We start from the raw sequence: 19,235 nt of genomic DNA, 5'->3' as shown, positions 1-19,235 counted from the left end.
GGATTGGCCGTTTGCGCGTTTGTGGCACCGGCGGTAGCGCAGCCCGCAACGGTGACGGTCGAAAGCGGCGCTTTGCGCGGCGAGATCGTGGACGGCGTGTCCCGTTTCCTCGGCGTGCCCTATGCGGCGCCTCCCGTCGGCACGCTGCGCTGGGCGCCGCCGCGTCCGGCGGAGGCGTGGAGCGGGGTACGCGATGCGACGACCCATGCGCCGTCCTGTATGCAGGCGATCACGCCCGAAGGTTTCGGCCCGTGGACGAAGGAGTACGTCGCGCCGCCTCCCGTGTCCGAGGATTGCCTGCATCTCAACGTCTGGGCGCCCGCATCGAAAGGAAGCGAAGCCCGTCCCGTTCTCGTGTGGATCCACGGCGGCGCGTTCATGAGCGGATCGAATTCCGTGCCGATCTACGACGGTGCCGCGCTTGCCGGGCAGGGGATCGTCGTGGTTGCGATCAACTACCGCCTCAGCGTATTCGGCTATGCCGGATTCCGGGAATTGGCCGACGATCCGCAAGGGTCCGCTAACTTCGGCCTGCAGGACATCATCGCATCGCTCGGGTGGGTTCGGCGCAACGTCCGGGCGTTCGGCGGCGATCCCGAAAGGATCACGATCGCGGGTCAATCCGCAGGCGCGATGGCCGTGCACATGCTGATGGTATCGCCGCAGGCGCGCGGCCTGTTCTCGCAGGCCATCGCTCAGAGCGGCATCATCGAAACGGCCCTGCCGACGCTCGATGACGCTTGGCGCCGGGGCGAGGACCTGAAAGCGAAGGCCGGTGTCGGCACGCTTTCGGAACTCCGCGCCGTGTCCGCCGAAAGGATCATGGCCATTCTTTCTGCGGGTCCGCTTGCCGGTGCTGCCGACATCGGCGGCGTGCCGCTCGTCGGCCCTGTCGTCGACGGCCGGGTTCTGCCGGATCAGGTGAGGGCGCTCCAGGCGCACGGTGATCTGGCATCCGTGCCGGTTATGGTCGGGTTGAATGCGGACGAAGGCGTCCTCAGCCCGGATTATTTCCGCATGTCGCCGCAAATGTTCGCATCAAAAGTCTCACGTCTCGCCGGACCGGAGAAGGCCGCGCTCTTCCTTCCCGAAGGCGGCGTCGATACCGAGGCCGGAGCCACGGCGGGCAACAAGGTGCTCACCCGCCTCTACGGGCTCGCATCGCTGGTCGACTGGTCGCGAAGCGCGCCTGCGGCGAGGGGCGGTCGATTGTTCGCCTATTATTTCACGCACGCCGAGCCGGGGAATGCGCCGGATGTGTTCGGGGCCTTCCATTCGGCGGAGCTGCCCTATGTCTTCGACACGCTGGACGTTTCCCCGTGGCGGAACTTCACGGACGCGGACCGGGAGATCGCGCGCGTCATGTCGGCATACTGGGTCAATTTCGTTAAAACCGGGAATCCCAACGGCGAGGGCGTGCCGTCATGGCCGGCGTACCGGCACGATACGTCTACCGTCATGGAACTGGGCACGCACTTCGCGCCCTATCGGACGGATGCGGAAACGCTGGATATCGTTCTGAACCGGATCTCCGGAGGGCTCGACCGCTCGATCTTCGGCATGGCGCCGGAACCGGGCGGTGCGTCCGACGGGATTCCCGAACCGGGGGCGCGGTGATGGCATTTTTTTCATTGGGAACAAACCGGGCAGACGCCCCCACCGCCGAGCGCGACGCGGCGGACATGCAGGGCCTTCAGGTCCACGTCTTCGCGCTGTTCTTCATCTTCGGCGGCATCACCTCCCTGAACGATGTCATCATCCCCAAGCTGAAGGAGCTGTTCACGCTCAATTACACGCAGGCGATGCTCGTTCAGTTCTGCTTCTTCACCGCCTATCTCCTGATCGGGATTCCGGGCGCGAAGCTCGTCAAGCGGATCGGGTACATGCGCGGCGCCGTTTGCGGCCTGCTCCTCATGATGCTCGGATGCCTGCTGTTCATCCCGGCGAGCCAGGCGGCCCTCTATGCACTCTTCCTGTTCGCGCTTTTCGTTCTCGCCAGCGGTGTCGTGATCGTTCAGGTCGTGGCGAACCCGCTGATCGTCCTCCTGGGGCCGCCACGAACGGCGCACAGCCGCCTGACGTTCGCGCAGGCGTTCAATTCGCTCGGCACGACGATCTTCCCGATCGGCGGCGCCATCCTCATCCTCGGCAGCCTTGCGGGTGTCAGTGCCGATCAGCTTTCCGGCGCCGATCTCGCGGCCTATCGCACGGCCGAAAGCCGCGCGATCGTTCACGGCTATCTCGGGCTTGCCGTCGTGCTTGCGCTCGTCGCCGCCGCCGTCTGGCTGTTCCGCGATCGCCTGAAAGGCGAAAGGCACGAGGAGAGCGCCGGGCTCGCGGGATTCGATCTGCTGAAGCGTCCGCGCTTCGGTTTCGGCGCGCTCTCGATCTTCCTCTATGTCGGGGCAGAGGTTTCGATCGGGTCGCTGATCGTCAACTACCTGATGCAGCCGGGCGTGATGGCCCTCGCGGAGCAGTCGGCCGGAAAGCTGATCGGCCTCTACTGGGGCGGTGCGATGGTGGGGCGCTTCATCGGTTCGGCCGTCTTGAGGGTCATCAGCCCCGGCAAGGTGCTGGTTTTTGTCGCTTGCGGCGCGGCAACGCTGATTCTCGTTTCCACGACGACGACGGGATTCGTGTCCGGCTACAGCCTGCTTGCGATCGGCCTCATGAATTCGATCATGTTCCCGACGATCTTCTCATTGGCCTGCGAAAATCTCGGCGCCCGCACGGCGGACGGGTCCGGTATCATCAACGTCGCGATCTTCGGCGGCGCGGTCGTGCCGCTGGCGACGGGCGCGCTTGCCGATCTCGCGGGCAGCCTCGCGATCGCGCTGGCCCTGCCCGCCGCGTGCTACCTCGTCATTGCCGGTTTCGGCTTTTTCGCGAGACGGCCCGCCTGAGGTCCGCAGCGCGCGCAGCAGCCGATCTGATCTGTTCCGGGTCGGGCGTACCTCGCGGCACGATCCATGTTCCGCCCACGCAGAGCACGACGGGGTCGGCGAGCCAGTCCGCGGCATTGTCGGGCGTGATTCCGCCGGTGGAGCAGAAGCGGGCGTCGCCGAACGGCCCGGCAAGCGCCCTCAGCGCGGGCAGACCGCCGTTCGCGACGGCGGGAAAGAACTTGAAATGGCGCAGCCCGAGATCGAGGCCGCGCATCAGGTCGGACGCGTTGGCGATGCCGGGCAGGAAGGGCACGTCCCGCTCGATCGCCGCCCGGCCCAGCCGTTCGGTGAGCCCCGGCGAGACGGCGAACGTCGCACCGGCCCCGATCGCCTGATCGAGTTGCCTGTCGTCGAGCACGGTGCCCGCGCCGACGACGGCGCCCGCCACGGTGCTTATTTCGGCGATCGCCTCCAGCGCGGCAGGCGTGCGGAGCGTCACTTCGATCGCGGGCAGACCGCCCGCGACCAGCGCCTCGGCGATCGGCCGGGCATGGGCGGGGTCGTCGATCACCACCACCGGGATGACGGGAGCGAGGCGCATGACGGTTTCGATGGTCATCGGGCGTGCTCCTGCAGAAAGGCCGCCGCTGCGCCGAACAGACCCGGTTGCGGATGCGCCGCGAGTTTCACCGGCAGACCGCTCATGCGATTTTCGAAGCGGCCCTTCGCGATGAAGCGCTCCCGAAACCCGGAACGGGGGAGATGATCGGCAAGCCGGAGCCCGACGCCGCCCGCGATCACCACGGCCGCCGCGCCCTGCACGAGCGCCATGTCGCCCGCTACCGCGCCGAGGCTCGCGCAGAAGCGGTCCAGCGCGGTGACGGCGAGGTCGTCGGTGCCCGCGATGGCCGCCGACCACAGCGCCGCGTCGTCGGGCACCGTGATGGCGCGGCCTTCGATTGCGGCAAGCGCTTCATAGATGCTCACAAGGCCGGGGCCGGAAACGATGCGTTCCACGGAGACGCGCCGGTAGCGTTGGCGCAGGCGCTGCAGGATCGTATCCTCGATGGAATCGAGGGGCGCGAAGTCGATATGGCCGCCTTCGCCTGGCAGGACATGGTAGGTCTCGCCCGTTCGCAGCAGCGTGGCGACGCCGAGTCCCGTGCCGGGGCCGACGATGCCGATGACACCTGCGGCGGGCAGCGGCAGGTCGGGGCCGCAGAGATGACGCAGATGGCTGCTGTCCAGATGGGCGACGGCGTGCGCGACGGCGGCGAAGTCGTTGACCAGCGTGAGATGATCGAGCCCGAGCGTCCCGGCGATCTGCGCGGGGCGGATCACCCACGGATTGTTGGTGAGCTTCAGCATATCGCCGGAGACCGGGCAGGCGACGCAGATGGCCGCTGCGCGGGGCAGGGGCTCGCCTGCGGCCGCGCTGAACGCCTTCCATGCCGAAAGGACGCTAGCGTGCTCGGCCGTCTTGAAGGTGTGTGCGGGGCCAAGGGAAATCGGGCGGCCCCTGTCCGTGTCGGCGATGGCGAAGCGGGCATGAGTGCCGCCGATGTCGGCCACGACGATCCTGCTCATAGTCCCGCCCCCGCGAGCAGGGGGCTGGCGCCCTGTTCCGCACCGTCTGCGGCGGCACGGAACAGGGCGAACAGTTCGCGGCCCGTGCCGAAGGCCGGCGGTGGCGGCGTCGCGGCGGGGCGGGCATCCCATTCGGCGGAATCGACAAGCGCTTCGAGGCCTCCGCGCGCGGCGCACAGGCGAACGATGTCGCCGTCCCTCAGCCGCGCGAGCGGACCGCCGTCTTCGGCCTCCGGGCTCACGTGGATCGCGGCGGGCACCTTGCCGGATGCGCCCGACATGCGGCCATCGGTGACGAGCGCGACGCGGAAGCCCCGGTCCTGAAGCACGCCGAGCGGCGGGGTCAGCTTGTGGAGTTCCGGCATCCCGTTTGCGCGCGGTCCCTGGAAGCGGACGACGACGATCACGTCGCGGTCGAGTTCGCCCGCCCGGAACGCGGCAAGCACGGCATCCTGATCCGGGAAAACCCGCACTGGCGCCTCGATCGTCCAGCGTGCCGGGTCCACGGCGCTGGTCTTGAACGTCGCCCGTCCGAGGTTGCCGGAAACGAGCCGCATCCCGCCGTTCGGCTGAAAGGGCGCGGACGCCGGGCGCAGGACGGTTTCGTCGCGGGAGGCGGCGGGCGCCGCCTGCCAGGCGAGCGCGTCGCCTTCCAGCACCGGCTGCCGCGCGTAGTCGCCGAGATCGCGCCCGGCGACCGTCAGGATGTCGCGGTGCAGAAGCCTGGCGCCAAGCAGTGCCGCGATCGTGAACGCCATGCCCCCGGCCGCCTCGAACCGGTTCACGTCGCCCTCGCCGTTCGGATAGATGCGGCAGATCAGCGGAATGGCCTCCGAAAGCCGGTCGAGGTCCTCCCAGTCGATCACGATGCCCGCCGCGCGCGCGATGGCGGGCAGGTGGATGGCGTGATTGGTGGAGCCGCCCGTCGCCAGCAGACCGACCGCCGCGTTCACGATGGCCTTCTCGTCGATGCACAGGCCGAGCGGCCGATAGTCGTTTCCTTCCGCGCTGATCGCCGCGAGCCGGTGGACGGCGGCGCGCGTCAGTTCCTGCCGCAGCTTTGTGCCGGGCGGCACGAAGGCGCTGCCGGGGATGTGCAGCCCCATCACCTCCATCATCATCTGGTTGGAATTGGCTGTGCCGTAGAAGGTGCAGGTGCCGGGTGAATGGTAGCTGGCGCTCTCGGATGCGAGCAGCTCGTCGCGCGTCGCCTTGCCTTCCGCGTGGCGCTGGCGGACCTGCTGCTTCTGGCGGTTGGGAATGCCCGATGGCATCGGCCCCGATGGGATCAGGATCATCGGCAGGTGGCCGAAGCGCAGCGCACCCATCAGCAGGCCGGGGACGATCTTGTCGCAGATGCCCAGCAGCGCCGCGCCCTCGAACATGCCGTGGCTAAGCGCGACGGCTGTGGAGAGCGCGATGGTGTCGCGCGAGAACAGCGACAGTTCCATGCCGCTCTGGCCCTGCGTGACGCCGTCGCACATGGCGGGAACGCCGCCCGCGACCTGAGCGGTTGCGCCTGCCTCGCGCGCGAACAGCTTGATCTGTTCGGGATAGCGGCCGTAGGGCTGATGCGCGGACAACATGTCGTTGTAGGCGGTGACGATGCCGATGTTCATACCGCGCGCCGCCTGGATCGCGTCCTTGTCGGCTTCCGCTGCCGCGAAGCCGTGCGCGAGGTTCCCGCAGGCGAGCGCGGACCGGCGCACGCCGCTGTCCCGCTGCCCTGCAATGAGATCGAGATAGGCGGCGCGGGACGGCGCGCTGCGTTCGGTGATGCGTTCCGTCACGGACGCGACGACGGGATGCAGGCTCATGCCGGGCTCCGGGAGATGTCGGTGTCGATCATGGCCGTGTCCGCAGCCGCGCCCGCGCGTGTCATGAAATCCGGGCGATCAGTCATGCCAGCTCACCCCGTCGCGTTCCGTAAGGGCGATGGCGGCGGCCGGTCCCCATGTCCCCGCGCCGTAAGGTTTCGCGCGCATACCTGCCGCCCGCCATCCGTCCCGAATCGTATCTATCCACGCCCACTGCGCCTCGACTTCGTCACGGCGGACGAACAGCGTGGGATCGCCCTCGATCAGGTCCAGCAGCAGCCGTTCATAGGCGATGCGCCGGCGCGTGTCGGCGAAGGCGTTCGCCATGCCGATGTCGAGCGGCACCTCGCGCAGGCGCACGCCCTCCCGGTCGAGGCCGGGCTGCTTCGCCATCATCAGCAGGCGGATGTTCTCTTCCGGTTGCAGGCGGATGACGAGCTTGTTGGGATTGAGCCCGGCTGCGCCGAAGATCGAATGCGGCACGGCCCTGAACTGGATGATGATTTCCGAATGCCGTGTCGGCAGGCGTTTGCCCGTTCTCAAATAGAAGGGAACGCCTTTCCAGCGCCAGTTGTCGATATGCGCCTTCAGCGCGACGAAGGTCTCGGTGTCGGATGCGCGGCCCAGTTCCTCCGCATAGCCCTGCACCGGAAGACCGCCCACCGCGCCCGACGTGTATTGCCCGATCACGCTGTGCATCGTCGCGTTGGAGCGGTCGATCGGGCGGAGCGAATGAAGCACCTTCACCTTTTCGTCGCGCACGGCGACGGCGTCGTAGCGGGCGGGCGGCTCCATCGCCACCAGCGCCAGAAGCTGCAGCATATGGTTCTGCACCATGTCGCGAAGCGCGCCAGAGTCCTCATAGTAGGATACGCGGCCTTCGAGACCGACCGTCTCCGACACCGTGATCTGCACGTGGTCGATGGCGGCGGCGGTCCACAGCGGCTCGAACAGCATGTTGCCGAACCTCAGCGCGAGCAGGTTCTGCACCGTCTCCTTGCCGAGATAATGGTCGATCCGGAAAATCCGCTCTTCCGGAAACGCGGTCTGGACGGCGTCGTTGATGGCGCGCGACGAGGCGAGGTCGCCGCCGAGCGGCTTTTCGAGCGCAAGCCGCGTCCGGTTCCCGGCAAGGCCCGACGCTGCGAGCCCCGCGATGGTCGGCCCGAACAGCGAAGGCGCGGTCGACAGAAACACCGAAAGCCCCGTGTCCGAACCGCCCACCCTGTCCGCCAGATGCTGGAAATGATCGGGGTCGCCGGCATCGAGCGGCACGTAGTCGAGCCGGTCGAGGAAACGCTGCGCCGTCTCCGTGCGCGGTTCGGACCCGGCGAAACGCGACAGCGCCTCTCCGGCGAGCGCGCGAAATCCGCTCGCGTCCAGAGAACGTCGCGCCGTACCCACGATGCGAAGCGCGGGCGGCAAAAGATCGTCGGCATCGAGCCCGAACAGCGAAGGCAGCAGCATCCGCCGCGAAAGGTCGCCGGTCGCCCCGAAAAGGACGAGCGCCGGCGTTCGGTCGATGCCGCCACGCGGGGCAGCCGGGCATTGCCGCTGCGCCGGACGGCACGAAGCCCTCTCCAATTCCCGCAAGGATATGTCCCGCACCAGTTGTTTTCCTCTTTCTGGTGCATCACTCGTGACAAAAAAAGACAACGTTGTCAATTTTGCGTTGATGGCGAGGCATAATGCGTGGAATGCTACCTATTGTGTATTGATAGCGTTATCTCTAGATGGCGGTCATGGCGGGTCAAAGAGCCACGATCGTGGACGTCGCGCAGGCAGCGGGCGTGTCTGTGAAAACGGTTTCGCGCGTGATCAATCGCGAACCGCACGTGCGGGAGAAGCTGGTCGCCAAGGTCGAGGCGGCGATCGCCAGTCTCGGTTTCGTTCCCAATTCCGCCGCGCGTTCCCTGGCCGGCACGCGTTCGTTCGTGATCGGCGCGTTTTTCGACAACCCTTCGCCTTTCTACCTTGCCACCTTGCAGGCCGGCGCCATGCAGGCCTGCCGCGCGGCGGGGTATCACCTCATCATCGAGCAGCTCGACCTGAAAGACGAGGCCGCTCTCGGCAGATTCGAACAGACGCTTCGCACCGTAAGACTCGACGGCGCGATCCTGTCGCCGCCCGTCACCGACAACCCGCGGGTGCTGGCGCTGCTGGAGACCCGGGGCATTCCCTGCGTCCGGCTCGCGCCGCTGACGGAGCCGGAGCGTTCGCCTGCGCTCTGGGCCGACGACGAGGCCGGGGCATCGGCGATCGCGCGGCATCTGTGCGAGCTCGGGCACCGGCATATCGGCTTTGTGGCCGGGCCGCCCGATCACGGGGCCTCCGCCCGCCGCAGGGCAGGGTTTTATACCGAACTTGAAAGGCGCGGGGTATCGGTTTCCTCGTTGGTGGTCGTGGAAGGCGACTTCTCGTTCGATTCCGGCATGGCCGCAGGAATGGAGCTCCTGGGGGGCCATCCGCAGCTCACGGCCGTTTTCGCCGCCAACGACGACATGGCTGCGGGCGTGCTGGCCGCTGCGGCGAGGCTCAAGATCTCCGTGCCGGAAGACGTTTCGGTCGCCGGTTTCGACGACAGCCCCGCCGCCACGTTCACATGGCCCCAGATCACGACCGCGCGGCAACCCATCGCCGACATGAGCGCCGCGGCGGCGCGAATGCTGATCGAGAAGGGCGCGCCGAAAACGATTTCCGTTGCGCCGTTCCCCGTGATGCTGATCGCGCGGGGTTCGACAGGGCCGAGCCGAGACATCGTGCGCCAGAGAGGGAAGTCCTGACGGCGTATTCCGGCATCCGTGAACGGAGCCGGTCGTTCCGGCGCACCGATCCGCCGTCAGGCGTTTCCGCCGGAACGGCCGTCGATACGGGAAGGCCGGCGGTCGCGGTGGGCGACCATCCGGTCGTGGAGGACGCGAATCTGGTCGCTGCCCGTGCGCACGAAGAGGAACGGGAGCAATCCGTGGACGAGGCAGGCGAGGCATCCGCCCAGCATCCGCATCGAAAAGCCGAACGACATCGCCATGTGTTCGAGATAGGTTTCGCCCACCGTGGCGGGATGATTGGTGAAGAGTCCGAAAAGGGATCGCATATGTCCTCCGCCGCTGCCCGTCTCGTGGTCGGTGAAGATAGGGATGCAGCCTGGAAAGGTGGTCCCAAACATACTGCTGTTTTCCGTGTTTTCAGGATGAATCTCCCAATGAACAGGCTTTTTATGGAATCCGGTCCCAAGATGCCGAAAGGCGAGCTTCCGCCCCCTCGGCATGGCGCCGGAACGTCGCCGATGGCCTCCCGGTTGGCGGCATCGGCGAATTGGCTTGCCAATCAGGCATTATTTTATAAAATATTATAAATCTGAGTTTTGCGCGAGGCGTTGTGGGGCACGATCCGGTTCGGAAGGTCGCGGTTGTCATGGGCGGGGGATCGAGTGTCGGGCGCGGCATCGCGGTCGCGCTGGCGGATCTCGGCCTCAAGGTCCATGCGGCCGACATCGTTCAGGCGGATCTCGACGACCTGGCCGCCGCGCGTCCCGACATTGTCTGCGGGAATGTGGATGCGGTCGATCCGGCCGCGGTCGAGGCCTGGCTTCAGGAGATCGCGCGGACCGCCGGCCCCGTCGACGTCCTCGTCAACACGGTCGGCATCGGCGGTGCGCCCCGACCGATCGAGGACACCACCGTCGCGGAGTGGGACCGGATCATCGCGGGTTCCGCGGGCGCGGCCTTTTATGCGATCCGGCAGGTCGTGCCGGGCATGAAGGCGCGGGGCGGGGGGTGCATCATCAATTTCTCGAGCTGCTCGACCAAGGTCGGATTGCCCCTGCGGACTCCTTACATCGCCGCGAAATACGCGCTCGAGGGGCTGACCCGGAACCTCGCGCGCGAACTCGGCCCGCACGGCATCCGCGTGAACGCGATCCTTCCCGGCGCGATCGACAACGACCGCTTCCGCTCCATCGTGACATCGCGGGCGCAGCACGCGGGGCGCAGCGAGCGCGACGTCGAGGGGGAGCTTCTGGCGTTCGTCTCCATGCGGACCAAGATCGCGATCGAGGAGATCGTCGGCGCGGTGCTCTATCTCGTGTCTCCGGCCGCGCGGCATGTCACCGGGCAATTGCTGTCGGTCGACGGGAACGTCGAGTGGGAAAGCTGAGCGTGAGCGTACCGCCTTCCGCAGGCGAGGGCGACGCGACGCAGTTCCGGCGCCACATCGGGCGGCTCGGGTATTTCGCGCTGGCGTTCGGCGGGATCGTCGGCTCCGGCTGGGTGGTCGTGCTCGGCGAGTGGCTGGGCGCGGCGGGTCCCGGCGGCGCGGCGCTGGCCTTCGCGGCGGGCGGCCTCGCGATGGCGCTCATCTGCGCGTGCTATGCCGAACTCACCGCGCGGATGCCGCGCACGGGTGCGGAATTCGTCTACGTGCGCACGTCGCTGGGGCCGATACCGGGATTCCTCGTCGGCTGGTTCCTGCTGCTCAATTTCATCGGCCTTGCCGCGTTCGAAGGCACGGCGCTGGTATGGCTGCTTTCGGCCCTGCTGCCGTCCATCGAAGGGCCTGCCCTCTACGCGGTTCTGGGCGAGCCCGTCCATGTCGGCGGCCTCGCCGTCAGCCTCGGCGGAATCGTGCTGTTCGCATGGCTGAACGGTCGCGGCAGCAGCGCCACGGTCATGTTCCAGAAGGTGATGACCTACGGCTTTCTGGCCTTTGCCCTGATGCTCATCGTGCTTGGCCTCGGCCTCGGCGATCTGTCCAACGCGAAACCCCTGTTCAGGATGGATGACGGCGGCCTGCCGTGGTCCGGCATGTTCTGGGTGTTTTCCCTCGGGATATTGTTCCTGAACGGCTTTCAGGGCGCGGCGCAGGTCGCCGAGGAGCGCGCGCACGGCGTCAGCCTGCGTGCCGTCGCGGGCACGATGGTCGCCGCCGTCGCGGCGGCCACGCTGTTCTATATCCTGATCATCTTCGCCGTGGCGGGCTCGACGCCGTGGAACGAGACCGTCGCGGCGGGGCTCCCCACCGCGCACGCCTTCGGCGCGCTGATTCCGTCCGCGCCGTGGCTTGCCGATGTCGTCATCGTGATCGCCGTCGCCTCGCTCACCAAGACGTGGAACGTCATCGTCATCATCGGCGCGCGGCTGGTCGTGGCGCTGGCGCGGGACAATTTCCTGCCGCCGTCGCTGGCCCGGCTGAATTCGCGCGGCGCGCCGTCGCGTGCGGTCGCCGCGTTCTCGGTCGTCGCCGGTTTCGCCGTGCTGCTCGGGCCGGGCGCGATCGTTTCGATCCTGAACCTCTGCGCGATGTGCCTCGCGGTCACGTTCGTGTTGCTGCTCGTGGTGCTGCTGAAGGAGCGGGCGTCCGGCGCGCCCGAACCCGAATTCAAGGTGCCCGGCAACGCGCTGCCGATCGTGGTGGCGTTGCTGCTGGTGCTGGCGATGGGCTCGGCGGCGGCCGTCCTGCCGCTGTTCAGGGCGGACGGGATGCCGATCGAATGGTTCATGATGGCCGGATGGGCGGCGCTCGGCTTCGTGCTGCTGCGATTGTCTCGCGGGGCGCGCAACCGCGGCTGACGCGCCCGCCCTGTTTCATGGTTTGGACCGACCCGTTCAGGCTGAATCGGCCTGAACGGATCGGTCCGGGCCGGGCATCAGGCCGTGGTCTCTGCCCCCTTGAGACCGAGGATTTCGCGCGCCTCTTCAGGCGTCGCGATGGCTTCGCCCAAGTCCTCGATGATCCGGCGCGCGCGCTCGACGAGCTGGCCGTTGGTCGCGAAGACGCCGCGATCGAGATAGAGGTTGTCCTCGAGCCCCACGCGCACGTTGCCGCCGAGCAGAACCGCCTGCGCCGCCATTGGCATCTGCCGGTGGGCAAGGCCGAACCCCGCCCAGTGCGCGCCCGTCGGCAGCAGGTCGCGCAGGTACATCATCGTCGAGGTTTCCGCCGGAGACGCCCATTTCACGCCGAGCACGAACTGGTAGAGCGGCGGATCGTTGATGAGGCCTTCGGCGTACATCTGGTTGGCGAACAGCACGTCGCCCGCCTGAAACACCTCCATCTCCGGCTTCACGCCGTACAGCCGGAACAGCTCCGCCATGCGGCGCAGCGTGCGCGGCGTGTTGAGGTAGACGTAGTCGAGATCGCCCTCCACCTGATTGCCGGTGGTCACGTCGATGGAGGCGATGTCGGGCAGGCAATCCTTCAGGTGCTCGGTGCGGCCCTCGGCGGAGAGCATGTCGCTTTCCGGAAGGCCGCGGGCTTCGTCCTCGGGGTCGGGCAGGAACAGCGCGCCCGCGCCCGCCGTCAGATTGATGAGGATGTTGGTGCCGCGCTGCCGGATGCGGTCCACCGTCTCCCGGAACAGCTTCGGGTCCCGGCTGCCGTGGCCGGTCTCGGGATCGCGGACATGGATGTGCGCGATGGTCGCGCCCGCGGCCGCGGCTTCCGCCACCGCGTCGGCGATCTGCGCGGGCGTGACCGGATAGGTGTAGGGGTAGCGCGGATTGACCGGCGCATTGCCGCTGACCGCGCAGGTCAGCACGACCTTGCGTTTCGCCGATGGACGCGAATAACCTGGAATCACATCTTCTCTCCTGATTTCAGACAAGCGGGGTCCGGCGGATCAGGCCGGGATAGGGCTGGCAGTTCGTCGCGAGCGCGAGCCACCGGATCAGCGTCGTCATGTCGAAGACGGGAAGGCCCGTCGCAGCCTGTATGTCCGCCGCGAACGGCGGCAGCTCCGAGCACTGGATGAGGATCGCGGCGACGCCGGGCTCGCGCGCCGCAGCGACGGCGCATTCGACCGTCTCGCGCCTGAGCGCCTCGACATCGCGCATGGTGCCGTCGTCGAGCAGCGCGTCGAACACGGGGCGGCCGCGCATCGGCGCGATGTGGAGCCGCGACGGGTCGTCGATCCCGCACTGTTCGTAGATGCGCGCGTTCATGGATTCGCCCACGGCGGGGATCACCGCGATGCGCGCCGCGCGCGGCATGGCTTGCAGCAGGAACGGAAGCTGCGTGAGGATGGAGAGGAACACCGGCACCGGCGCGGCGGCCGCCACCGCCTTCTGGTAATAGCCGAACGAGCCGCACGCGCCCGCGACCGCGCGGACCCCCTGACGCGCAAGCGCGGCGACGCCTTCGGCGAGCATGTCCGCGACATGCGGCTCGCCGCGCATCATCGGCCACGGGTCATCGAGGTCGATCACATGGTACAGCACCGGCGCGTTGAAGCTCTGCGCGTGCTGGACATTGCCGGGCAGCAGCGGGTGCGCGCTGCGCAGGCACAATATGCCCACCGTATAGCCTGCAACGGTGACGCCGCCTTCGACCGGCATCGGGTTCTTCTGGCTCACAGGAACTCCCATCTGACAAGCATGGCCATGAAAAGCGCTGCGGAGACGACGACAGCGATGCCTGCGGCGCGGTCCATCGGGCGTGCCAAAACGCGCACGAGCGTGATGCACATGGCGACCGCCGCAACGCCGCCGAGCGCCCAAAGCGCTTGCGCGGCGCGGAACAGCGTCGGAAAGCCGAACATCACGAAAGGCCCGGCCGCCGGCAGGCTGAGCGCCGCAAGCGTGCCCGCGACAAACAACAGCCCGGTGATCGCCGCAAGCGCGGGCAGGGCCTTTGGCGTGTCGCGTCTGAACGCGAGGGCCGTGCGGACTGCGGCGAAGAGGAACAGGGCCGCCAGCGCTGCGATCGTGATTCCGAAAACCGCGCGCGCGACGTGCGCCGAACCGGCGGCGTCGATCTTCGTCGCCGAGCGTGCGTTGGAATGGAACGCGAAGACCCGTCCGTCCCCGTCGCGGCGGAACCGCAGCGTATCGCCGTCGATCGCGGGCGGGCCCGGCGCCCGGAACAGGTCCGGGCCGATCCGCACATAGCGCCGCCCGTTCACGGAAATGCCGTCCGCGCGGGTTTCGACACTGTATTCGCTGCCGGGCATCAGCAGTTCGAAGAACCGCCCGGAGGCGCTCATGGTCTGGCTGTTGATCCGGTAGGTGCCGCCGAGATCGCTTTCGACCGGCCCGGTTCCTTTCGGCGCATGGACTGCGGCGAGCGCGGGATGGAAGCGCTTCAGGAAGGCCTCGAATACGCCGTCGTCGATCGGCACGCTGGAGGTGTTGCCGACCCAGAGGGCGACGCCCTGCTCGGGCAGGATGTACCAGCCGCTCAGCGAAGTGATGTAGTCGCCGCCGTGCAGGTAGATCGGCGTGCCGCCGCGGAGGATTCGCGTCGGGCCGAGGCAGCGTCCGCCGAAGACCGGATCGGCCGACCAGCAATCGTTGTAGAGGGTATCGAGCGCCTTGCCGCCGATCACCTGCCTGCCCTGATACCGACCCCCGTTCAGCATCATCACGAGAAAGCTTCCTATCTCGTGCGCCGTCATCATGGCGTCGCCGGAGGGCCGCGTAGTGGTGTCCACGGCGGGGAACGCCGTGGTGCCGCCCGGCGACACGAACAGGCCCTGTGCGATCGGCGCAGGCGCTGCGGCGGTGCCGGGGAAACGCGCGAACGTCATCCCGAGCGGTTCGAAGATTCGCGATGCGATATAGTGTTCGTAGGGCTCGCCGGACGCCGTTTCGATGATGCGCCCCAGGAGCGTGTAGGCGCCGTTCGTGTATGCGATCTCGCGGCCCGGTGGGCGCAGACGTTTCGGCGCGTGTTCCGCGAGATACGTTTCGAGTGGCGGGTGGTCGCGGGTATCGCGAAGGCCGCTGCCCACCATCGGGATATTGCCGATCCCGGCGCGGTGCTGAAGCAGGTGCCGGATCGTGATCGGTGCGCCGCCTTCGGGCTTCAGGCGCAGGCCGCCGAGACGGGTTTCGATGTCGTCGTCCAGCGACAGCCGTCCCGCTTCCGCAAGCTGGAGAATCCCGAGCGCGGTGATCACCTTGGTCTCGGAGGCGATGTGGAACAGGTGGCGGCGCGTGTCGAGCGGCGTCCCGTCCTTCGGCCCGAGCGTGCCGAACGCGCGTTCGTAGCGGTTCCCCTGCCGGTCGACCACCACGATCATCGCACCGGGGGCGCGGGACCCGGCGAGGCGGCCGTAGACCTCGGTTTCGGCGAAGCTGTCCAGCGCCGCGCGCGGAATTCCGGCGACGGTGTCGGCGGCGTCTAGGAGGGGCGCGGAAGCGCCCGACGCCGGCGCCAGCACGGCGCCCAGCAACGCCAGCAGCCACCTGTATCGCTTCATGCCCCCACCATCCCGATTGACAATAATATTTTATAAAAGATATATTCAAGCATCGCAACGTCGAAATGGAGCGGGAAGGGGTGTCCTTCCACGCCGGAGGGGGAAAACATGCGGATTGAGATTCCGGGTATCGTGATGCGCCGAGAGGCTGCCATGTCCACGCGATTGTCGGCTTGCGCCGCCGCGCTTCTGGCCGGATCGCTGCTGTCGTCATGGTCGGCCGCCGCGCAGGAATCGGTCGACGCGGATGAGATCACCGTCACCGCGACGCGCGTGAAGACGGGCTTCGAGGCGCCGACGCCGGTGACGGCGATCAGCGTCGAGGACCTTCAGGCGCGCGGTACCGTCAACGTCGCGGATTTCCTCAACGAGATTCCGTCGTTCACGCCGACGATGACGCCCGCGACGACGTCGCTCAGCTCGCGCGAGAACGGCAACAACACGCTCGATCTGCGCGGCATCGGCGCGAACCGCACGCTGGTTCTCATCAACGGCCGCCGTCATGTGCCGACCGCGAGCAACGGCACGGTCAACCTCAACGTCGTGCCCTCGATCGCGCTCAGCCGCGTCGAGGTGGTGACGGGCGGCGCTTCGGCCTCGTGGGGCTCGGACGCCGTCGCCGGTGTCGTCAACCTCATTGCCGACAAGAAGCTGGACGGCGCGCGCATCGAGGTCCAGCAGGGCATCAGCCAGCGCGGCGACGCGCAGAACTTCCGTATCGGCGGTGCGGTCGGCTCGGAGCTCGCGGGCGGGCGCGGCTACCTGATGCTCGCCGCCGAATACCAGCGCGACAAGGGCGTCGGCGCGCAGAGCGATCGCAGCTGGGGCCGCAAGCGGTGGGGCCTGATCGGCAACCCGGCGGATACGGGGCCGAACGACGGCATCCCCGCGCAGCTCATCGCGCAGGACGTCAACCTGTTCTTCGCGAACGAAGGCGGTCTCGTGCTCGGCGGCCATCCGGCGATTCACGGCATCCGCTTCGGTCCGGGCGGCACGCTGGTGCCGAACGACTTCGGCGAATTCAACGACGGCAATTCGCAGGTCGGCGGCGACGGCGGCAACATGGGCCAGTACTCCACCCTCTCGGTGCCCTATTCGCGCACGAACGTCTTCGCGCAGGGCGATTATGACGTCACCGACGACATCTCGCTGTTCTTCGAAGCCGGATGGGCACGCACGCACGCGGTGACCGAAACCGTGCAGAGCTTCGCCTTCCCGGCGGCGATTTCAGCGCAGAATCCCTTCATACCGGCGGCTTTCCGCACGCTCCTTGAAGACAACGGCGTCGCGGGCTTCAACCTGTTCCGCCTGAATACGGACATCGGCTTCATCACGGCGGACACGACGACGGAGACGTTCCGCGGCCTTCTCGGCCTGAAAGGCAATTTCAGCGACGCGTGGTCGTGGGAAACCTATTACGAATACGGGCAGACCAAGTTCGATTCCCGTCAGCTCAACAACCTTATCGTCGCCAATTTCCGCAATGCCGTCGACGTCGTCGAAGACCCGCTGACCGGCAACCCGGTCTGCCGGGCGACGCTGACGGGCGGGGCGCCGGGCTGCCAGCCGCTCAACCCGTTCGGCCACGGTTCGCCGAGCCAGGCGGCGATCGACTACGTGAACGGCACCGGGCTTCTCCAGTCCCGCCTGACGCAGCAGGTCGTCGCGGGCTCGATCAACGGCGTGCTATTCGATCTCGGTGCCGGGCCGGTGGGGTTCGCCGCCGGCGCAGAGTACCGCAAGGAAAAGGTGCGCTCGTCGGCCGACGAGACGTCGATCAACAACGGCTTCCTGATCGTGAACGCCCAGCCGTTCGATGGCGGCTATCACGTGGTCGAAGGCTTCGCGGAAGTCGCCGCGCCGCTCATCGCCGGAAAGCCGGGGATCGAGCTTCTCGAGGTGAACGGCGCGATCCGCGTCACCGACTATTCCACGATGGGTTCGGTCGTGACGTGGAAGCTCGGCGCGAACTGGAGCCCGATCCCCGATCTCCGCTTCCGCGGCACGATCTCGCGCGACATCCGCGCGCCCAACATCGGCGAGCTGTTCGCGACGACGCGCCTCTCGTTCGCGAACGTGCTCGATCCGGTCACGGAGACGAACACGTTCACGCCGATCATCACCGGCGGCAACCCCGACCTCGATGTCGAGAAGGCCGACAACAAGACCTTCGGCGTCGTCTTCCAGCCGGGCTGGGCGGAGGGCCTCAAGCTCTCGGTCGACTACTACGACATCAAGATCAAGGACGCGATCAATTCGCTCGCCGCGCAGGAGGCCGTGAACCTCTGCGCGCAGGGCTACACCGACGTTTGCAGCACGATCACGCGCGACGGTTCGGGAACGATCACGCGCATCAGCGCACAGCTCATCAACGTCGCCAGCCTGCGCACGAAAGGCCTCGACTTCGAAGCCAGCTACCGCGTGCCGGAATCGTCGTTCCTGTCGCTCGGCGGCCGCATGACCGCGCGGGTACTGGCGACGCACGTGATGGACAAGGAGTTCTCCCCCAACGGCGCCGTGGTGTTCGAGCGCGCCGGCGAGGTGAACCCCAACGCGAACATCTCGCTCAGCGTTCCGCACTGGCGCGGAACCGCGAGCCTGAACTACGATCGCGATGCCTTCTCGGGCTTCCTGCAGACCCGCTACGTCGGCTCCGCGAAGTACGATAACAGCTTCACCATCGAAGACATCAACGACAACAAGATCGGCGCACAGTGGTATTTCAATATCGGCGCGCGGCTCAACGTCGAGGTCGCCGACAACAAGTCGGTCCAGTTCTTCGCTGGCGTCAACAACGTTTTCGACAATAACCCGCCCGCCGTGCCGCTCAACTTCCTGAGCGCGCTGGCGACGAACCCGATCTTCTACGACGTGATCGGCAGGTCCTTCTTCGCGGGTGTGCGCGCGGCGTTCTAGGGCCTTGGTATGTTCGTGATCGGGAAGGGACGCCGGCGGCCCGCGGCCGCTGGCGTCCCGCCCGACAATCGCCTAGGTTCTGATCGAGGAGTGTCGGGATCTATGGTCGACAGGTGGGTTGCCCCGAAGGTGGGGCGGGTCAAGGGTTACACGCTGCGCGAGCTGGCCTACGGCGAGCTTCGCGCGGCGCTGCTTTCCGGGCGTTTCGCGCCGGGCGAGGCCATCACGGTCCGCGAGCTTGCTGAGATGATGCACCTCGGCTTCATGCCCGTGCGCGAGGGCGTGCAGCAGCTCGCCTCGCAGGGCGCGCTCGAGTTCCTGCCGAACCGCTCCGTCCGCGTGCCGGTCTATACGCTCGAGGAGGTCCGCAAGATCTACGAGGCGCGCATCCTCATCGAGTGCTACGCCGTCGAGCAGGCGGCGAAATACATCACCGCCGAGCAGGTCGCGGCGCTCAACGAGGGCCTGCAGGAGATGTTCACGCGGCCCGCGGACACCGAGGCGCGCGACAAGCTGAAGGCCAACTACGATTTCCATTTCCAGATCTACGCGGCCTGCGGCTCCTCCTACATCGTCGAGATGATCGAGCGGCTCTGGCTGCGTATCGGGCCGCTGCACATCAGCGTGTTCAACTCCGCGCCCGCGGACCGCGAGGACTTCCTCGCCGTGCAGCCGCAGCACGTGGAGCTGGTGAATGCGCTGCGCGCGCACGATCCGGCGCACGCGAAGGAGATCATGCTGTCGCTGCTCGAAAAGTCGCTGTCGTGGTACGAGCGCCACGCCGCGAACCTCCTCGCCGCCTGACGCCGCGGCCGCCCGGCCGGTGAACGGACG

At 67.3% G+C, this 19,235-nt stretch carries 15 protein-coding genes; 7 read left to right on the top strand and 8 right to left on the bottom strand.

All coding sequences use genetic code 11. The annotated features are described in order from the left end of the window. Positions 1-51: 51 nt before the first annotated feature. Together PE061_RS01020 and PE061_RS01015 are read left to right on the top strand one after the other, a co-directional pair. The gene (locus tag PE061_RS01020) at positions 52-1,617 is read left to right on the top strand and encodes a carboxylesterase/lipase family protein (RefSeq protein WP_271257387.1); all 1,566 of its coding nucleotides are present in this window, start codon (positions 52-54) and stop codon (positions 1,615-1,617) included. A 65-nt stretch (positions 1,618-1,682) separates the two neighbouring features. After that, positions 1,683-2,903 (top strand): sugar MFS transporter, encoded by a 1,221-nt coding sequence (locus PE061_RS01015; protein ID WP_271259100.1) that lies wholly within the window; start codon positions 1,683-1,685, stop codon positions 2,901-2,903. On the opposite strand, the gene eda is transcribed toward PE061_RS01015, so the two are convergent. From eda to zwf, 4 genes are all read right to left on the bottom strand, one after another. Continuing rightward, positions 2,863-3,504, bottom strand: coding sequence for a bifunctional 4-hydroxy-2-oxoglutarate aldolase/2-dehydro-3-deoxy-phosphogluconate aldolase (eda, locus tag PE061_RS01010; RefSeq protein WP_271257386.1), 642 nt, complete (start codon positions 3,502-3,504; stop codon positions 2,863-2,865). The genes PE061_RS01015 and eda overlap by 41 nt on opposite strands. Further along, entirely contained in the window at positions 3,501-4,472 is a 972-nt protein-coding gene (gene glk, locus PE061_RS01005) for a glucokinase (protein WP_271257385.1), read from the bottom strand. Before glk ends, eda begins: the two co-directional genes overlap by 4 nt. After that, positions 4,469-6,289, bottom strand: coding sequence for a phosphogluconate dehydratase (gene edd / locus PE061_RS01000; protein WP_271257384.1), 1,821 nt, complete (start codon positions 6,287-6,289; stop codon positions 4,469-4,471). The genes glk and edd overlap by 4 nt, the downstream gene beginning before the upstream one ends. 78 nt (positions 6,290-6,367) lie before the next feature. Continuing rightward, the gene (zwf, locus tag PE061_RS00995; RefSeq protein ID WP_271259099.1) at positions 6,368-7,813 is read right to left on the bottom strand and encodes a glucose-6-phosphate dehydrogenase; all 1,446 of its coding nucleotides are present in this window, start codon (positions 7,811-7,813) and stop codon (positions 6,368-6,370) included. A gap of 242 nt (positions 7,814-8,055) precedes the next feature. Here zwf and PE061_RS00990 point away from each other — a divergent pair, with 242 nt between their 5' ends. Further along, positions 8,056-9,072 carry a LacI family DNA-binding transcriptional regulator gene (locus tag PE061_RS00990; protein WP_271257383.1) on the top strand — a complete coding sequence of 339 codons (1,017 nt, stop codon included), beginning with the start codon at positions 8,056-8,058 and terminating at the stop codon, positions 9,070-9,072. A gap of 56 nt (positions 9,073-9,128) precedes the next feature. On the opposite strand, the gene PE061_RS00985 is transcribed toward PE061_RS00990, so the two are convergent. Beyond that, entirely contained in the window at positions 9,129-9,383 is a 255-nt protein-coding gene (locus PE061_RS00985) for a DUF6356 family protein (protein ID WP_271257382.1), read from the bottom strand. A gap of 284 nt (positions 9,384-9,667) precedes the next feature. Between PE061_RS00985 and PE061_RS00980 the strand changes: the two genes are divergently transcribed. Both PE061_RS00980 and PE061_RS00975 read left to right on the top strand, forming a co-directional pair. After that, complete coding sequence (locus tag PE061_RS00980) at positions 9,668-10,444, top strand: SDR family oxidoreductase (RefSeq protein ID WP_271257381.1); 777 nt, start codon at positions 9,668-9,670, stop codon at positions 10,442-10,444. A gap of 2 nt (positions 10,445-10,446) precedes the next feature. Continuing rightward, a complete protein-coding gene (locus PE061_RS00975; protein ID WP_271257380.1) occupies positions 10,447-11,856 on the top strand; it encodes an APC family permease in 1,410 nt (469 codons plus the stop codon). Positions 11,857-11,933: 77 nt separating this feature from the next. Here PE061_RS00975 and PE061_RS00970 read toward each other — a convergent pair whose 3' ends face one another. Genes PE061_RS00970 through PE061_RS00960 form a run of 3 tightly spaced genes read right to left on the bottom strand, consistent with a single transcriptional unit; the run spans position 11,934 to position 15,485 of the window. Continuing rightward, entirely contained in the window at positions 11,934-12,866 is a 933-nt protein-coding gene (locus PE061_RS00970; RefSeq protein WP_271257379.1) for a 3-keto-5-aminohexanoate cleavage protein, read from the bottom strand. Between the two features lie 16 nt (positions 12,867-12,882). Further along, positions 12,883-13,638: an aspartate/glutamate racemase family protein gene (locus PE061_RS00965; protein WP_271257378.1), complete on the bottom strand. Its 756-nt coding sequence runs from the start codon at positions 13,636-13,638 to the stop codon at positions 12,883-12,885. Next, positions 13,635-15,485 carry a serine hydrolase domain-containing protein gene (locus PE061_RS00960; protein ID WP_271257377.1) on the bottom strand — a complete coding sequence of 617 codons (1,851 nt, stop codon included), beginning with the start codon at positions 15,483-15,485 and terminating at the stop codon, positions 13,635-13,637. Before PE061_RS00960 ends, PE061_RS00965 begins: the two co-directional genes overlap by 4 nt. Before the next feature lie 153 nt (positions 15,486-15,638). On the opposite strand from PE061_RS00960, the gene PE061_RS00955 reads away from it, so the two are divergent. Together PE061_RS00955 and PE061_RS00950 are read left to right on the top strand one after the other, a co-directional pair. Continuing rightward, positions 15,639-18,401, top strand: coding sequence for a TonB-dependent receptor domain-containing protein (locus PE061_RS00955; protein WP_271257376.1), 2,763 nt, complete (start codon positions 15,639-15,641; stop codon positions 18,399-18,401). 102 nt (positions 18,402-18,503) lie between these two features. Beyond that, positions 18,504-19,205, top strand: coding sequence for a GntR family transcriptional regulator (locus PE061_RS00950; protein WP_271257375.1), 702 nt, complete (start codon positions 18,504-18,506; stop codon positions 19,203-19,205). Positions 19,206-19,235: the final 30 nt, after the last annotated feature.

It is taken from the genome of Sphingosinicella microcystinivorans (genome assembly GCF_027941835.1).
Classification (GTDB): domain Bacteria; phylum Pseudomonadota; class Alphaproteobacteria; order Sphingomonadales; family Sphingomonadaceae; genus Sphingosinicella.
The sequence above is the reverse complement of the archived record's forward strand: the minus strand, read 5'-3'. Positions and strand labels throughout refer to the sequence as shown.

Bases quoted from the DNA above. Each gene is read 5' to 3' on its own strand.
- PE061_RS00960 (WP_271257377.1), bottom strand. From the start codon at position 15,485: ATGAAGCGATACAGGTGGCTGCTGGCGTTGCTGGGCGCCGTGCTGGCG.
- PE061_RS00985 (WP_271257382.1), bottom strand. From the start codon at position 9,383: ATGCGATCCCTTTTCGGACTCTTCACCAATCATCCCGCCACGGTGGGC.
- PE061_RS00955 (WP_271257376.1), top strand. From the start codon at position 15,639: ATGTCCACGCGATTGTCGGCTTGCGCCGCCGCGCTTCTGGCCGGATCG.
- edd (WP_271257384.1), bottom strand. From the start codon at position 6,289: ATGAGCCTGCATCCCGTCGTCGCGTCCGTGACGGAACGCATCACCGAA.
- PE061_RS01015 (WP_271259100.1), top strand. From the start codon at position 1,683: ATGCAGGGCCTTCAGGTCCACGTCTTCGCGCTGTTCTTCATCTTCGGC.
- eda (WP_271257386.1), bottom strand. From the start codon at position 3,504: ATGACCATCGAAACCGTCATGCGCCTCGCTCCCGTCATCCCGGTGGTG.
- PE061_RS00950 (WP_271257375.1), top strand. From the start codon at position 18,504: ATGGTCGACAGGTGGGTTGCCCCGAAGGTGGGGCGGGTCAAGGGTTAC.
- glk (WP_271257385.1), bottom strand. From the start codon at position 4,472: ATGAGCAGGATCGTCGTGGCCGACATCGGCGGCACTCATGCCCGCTTC.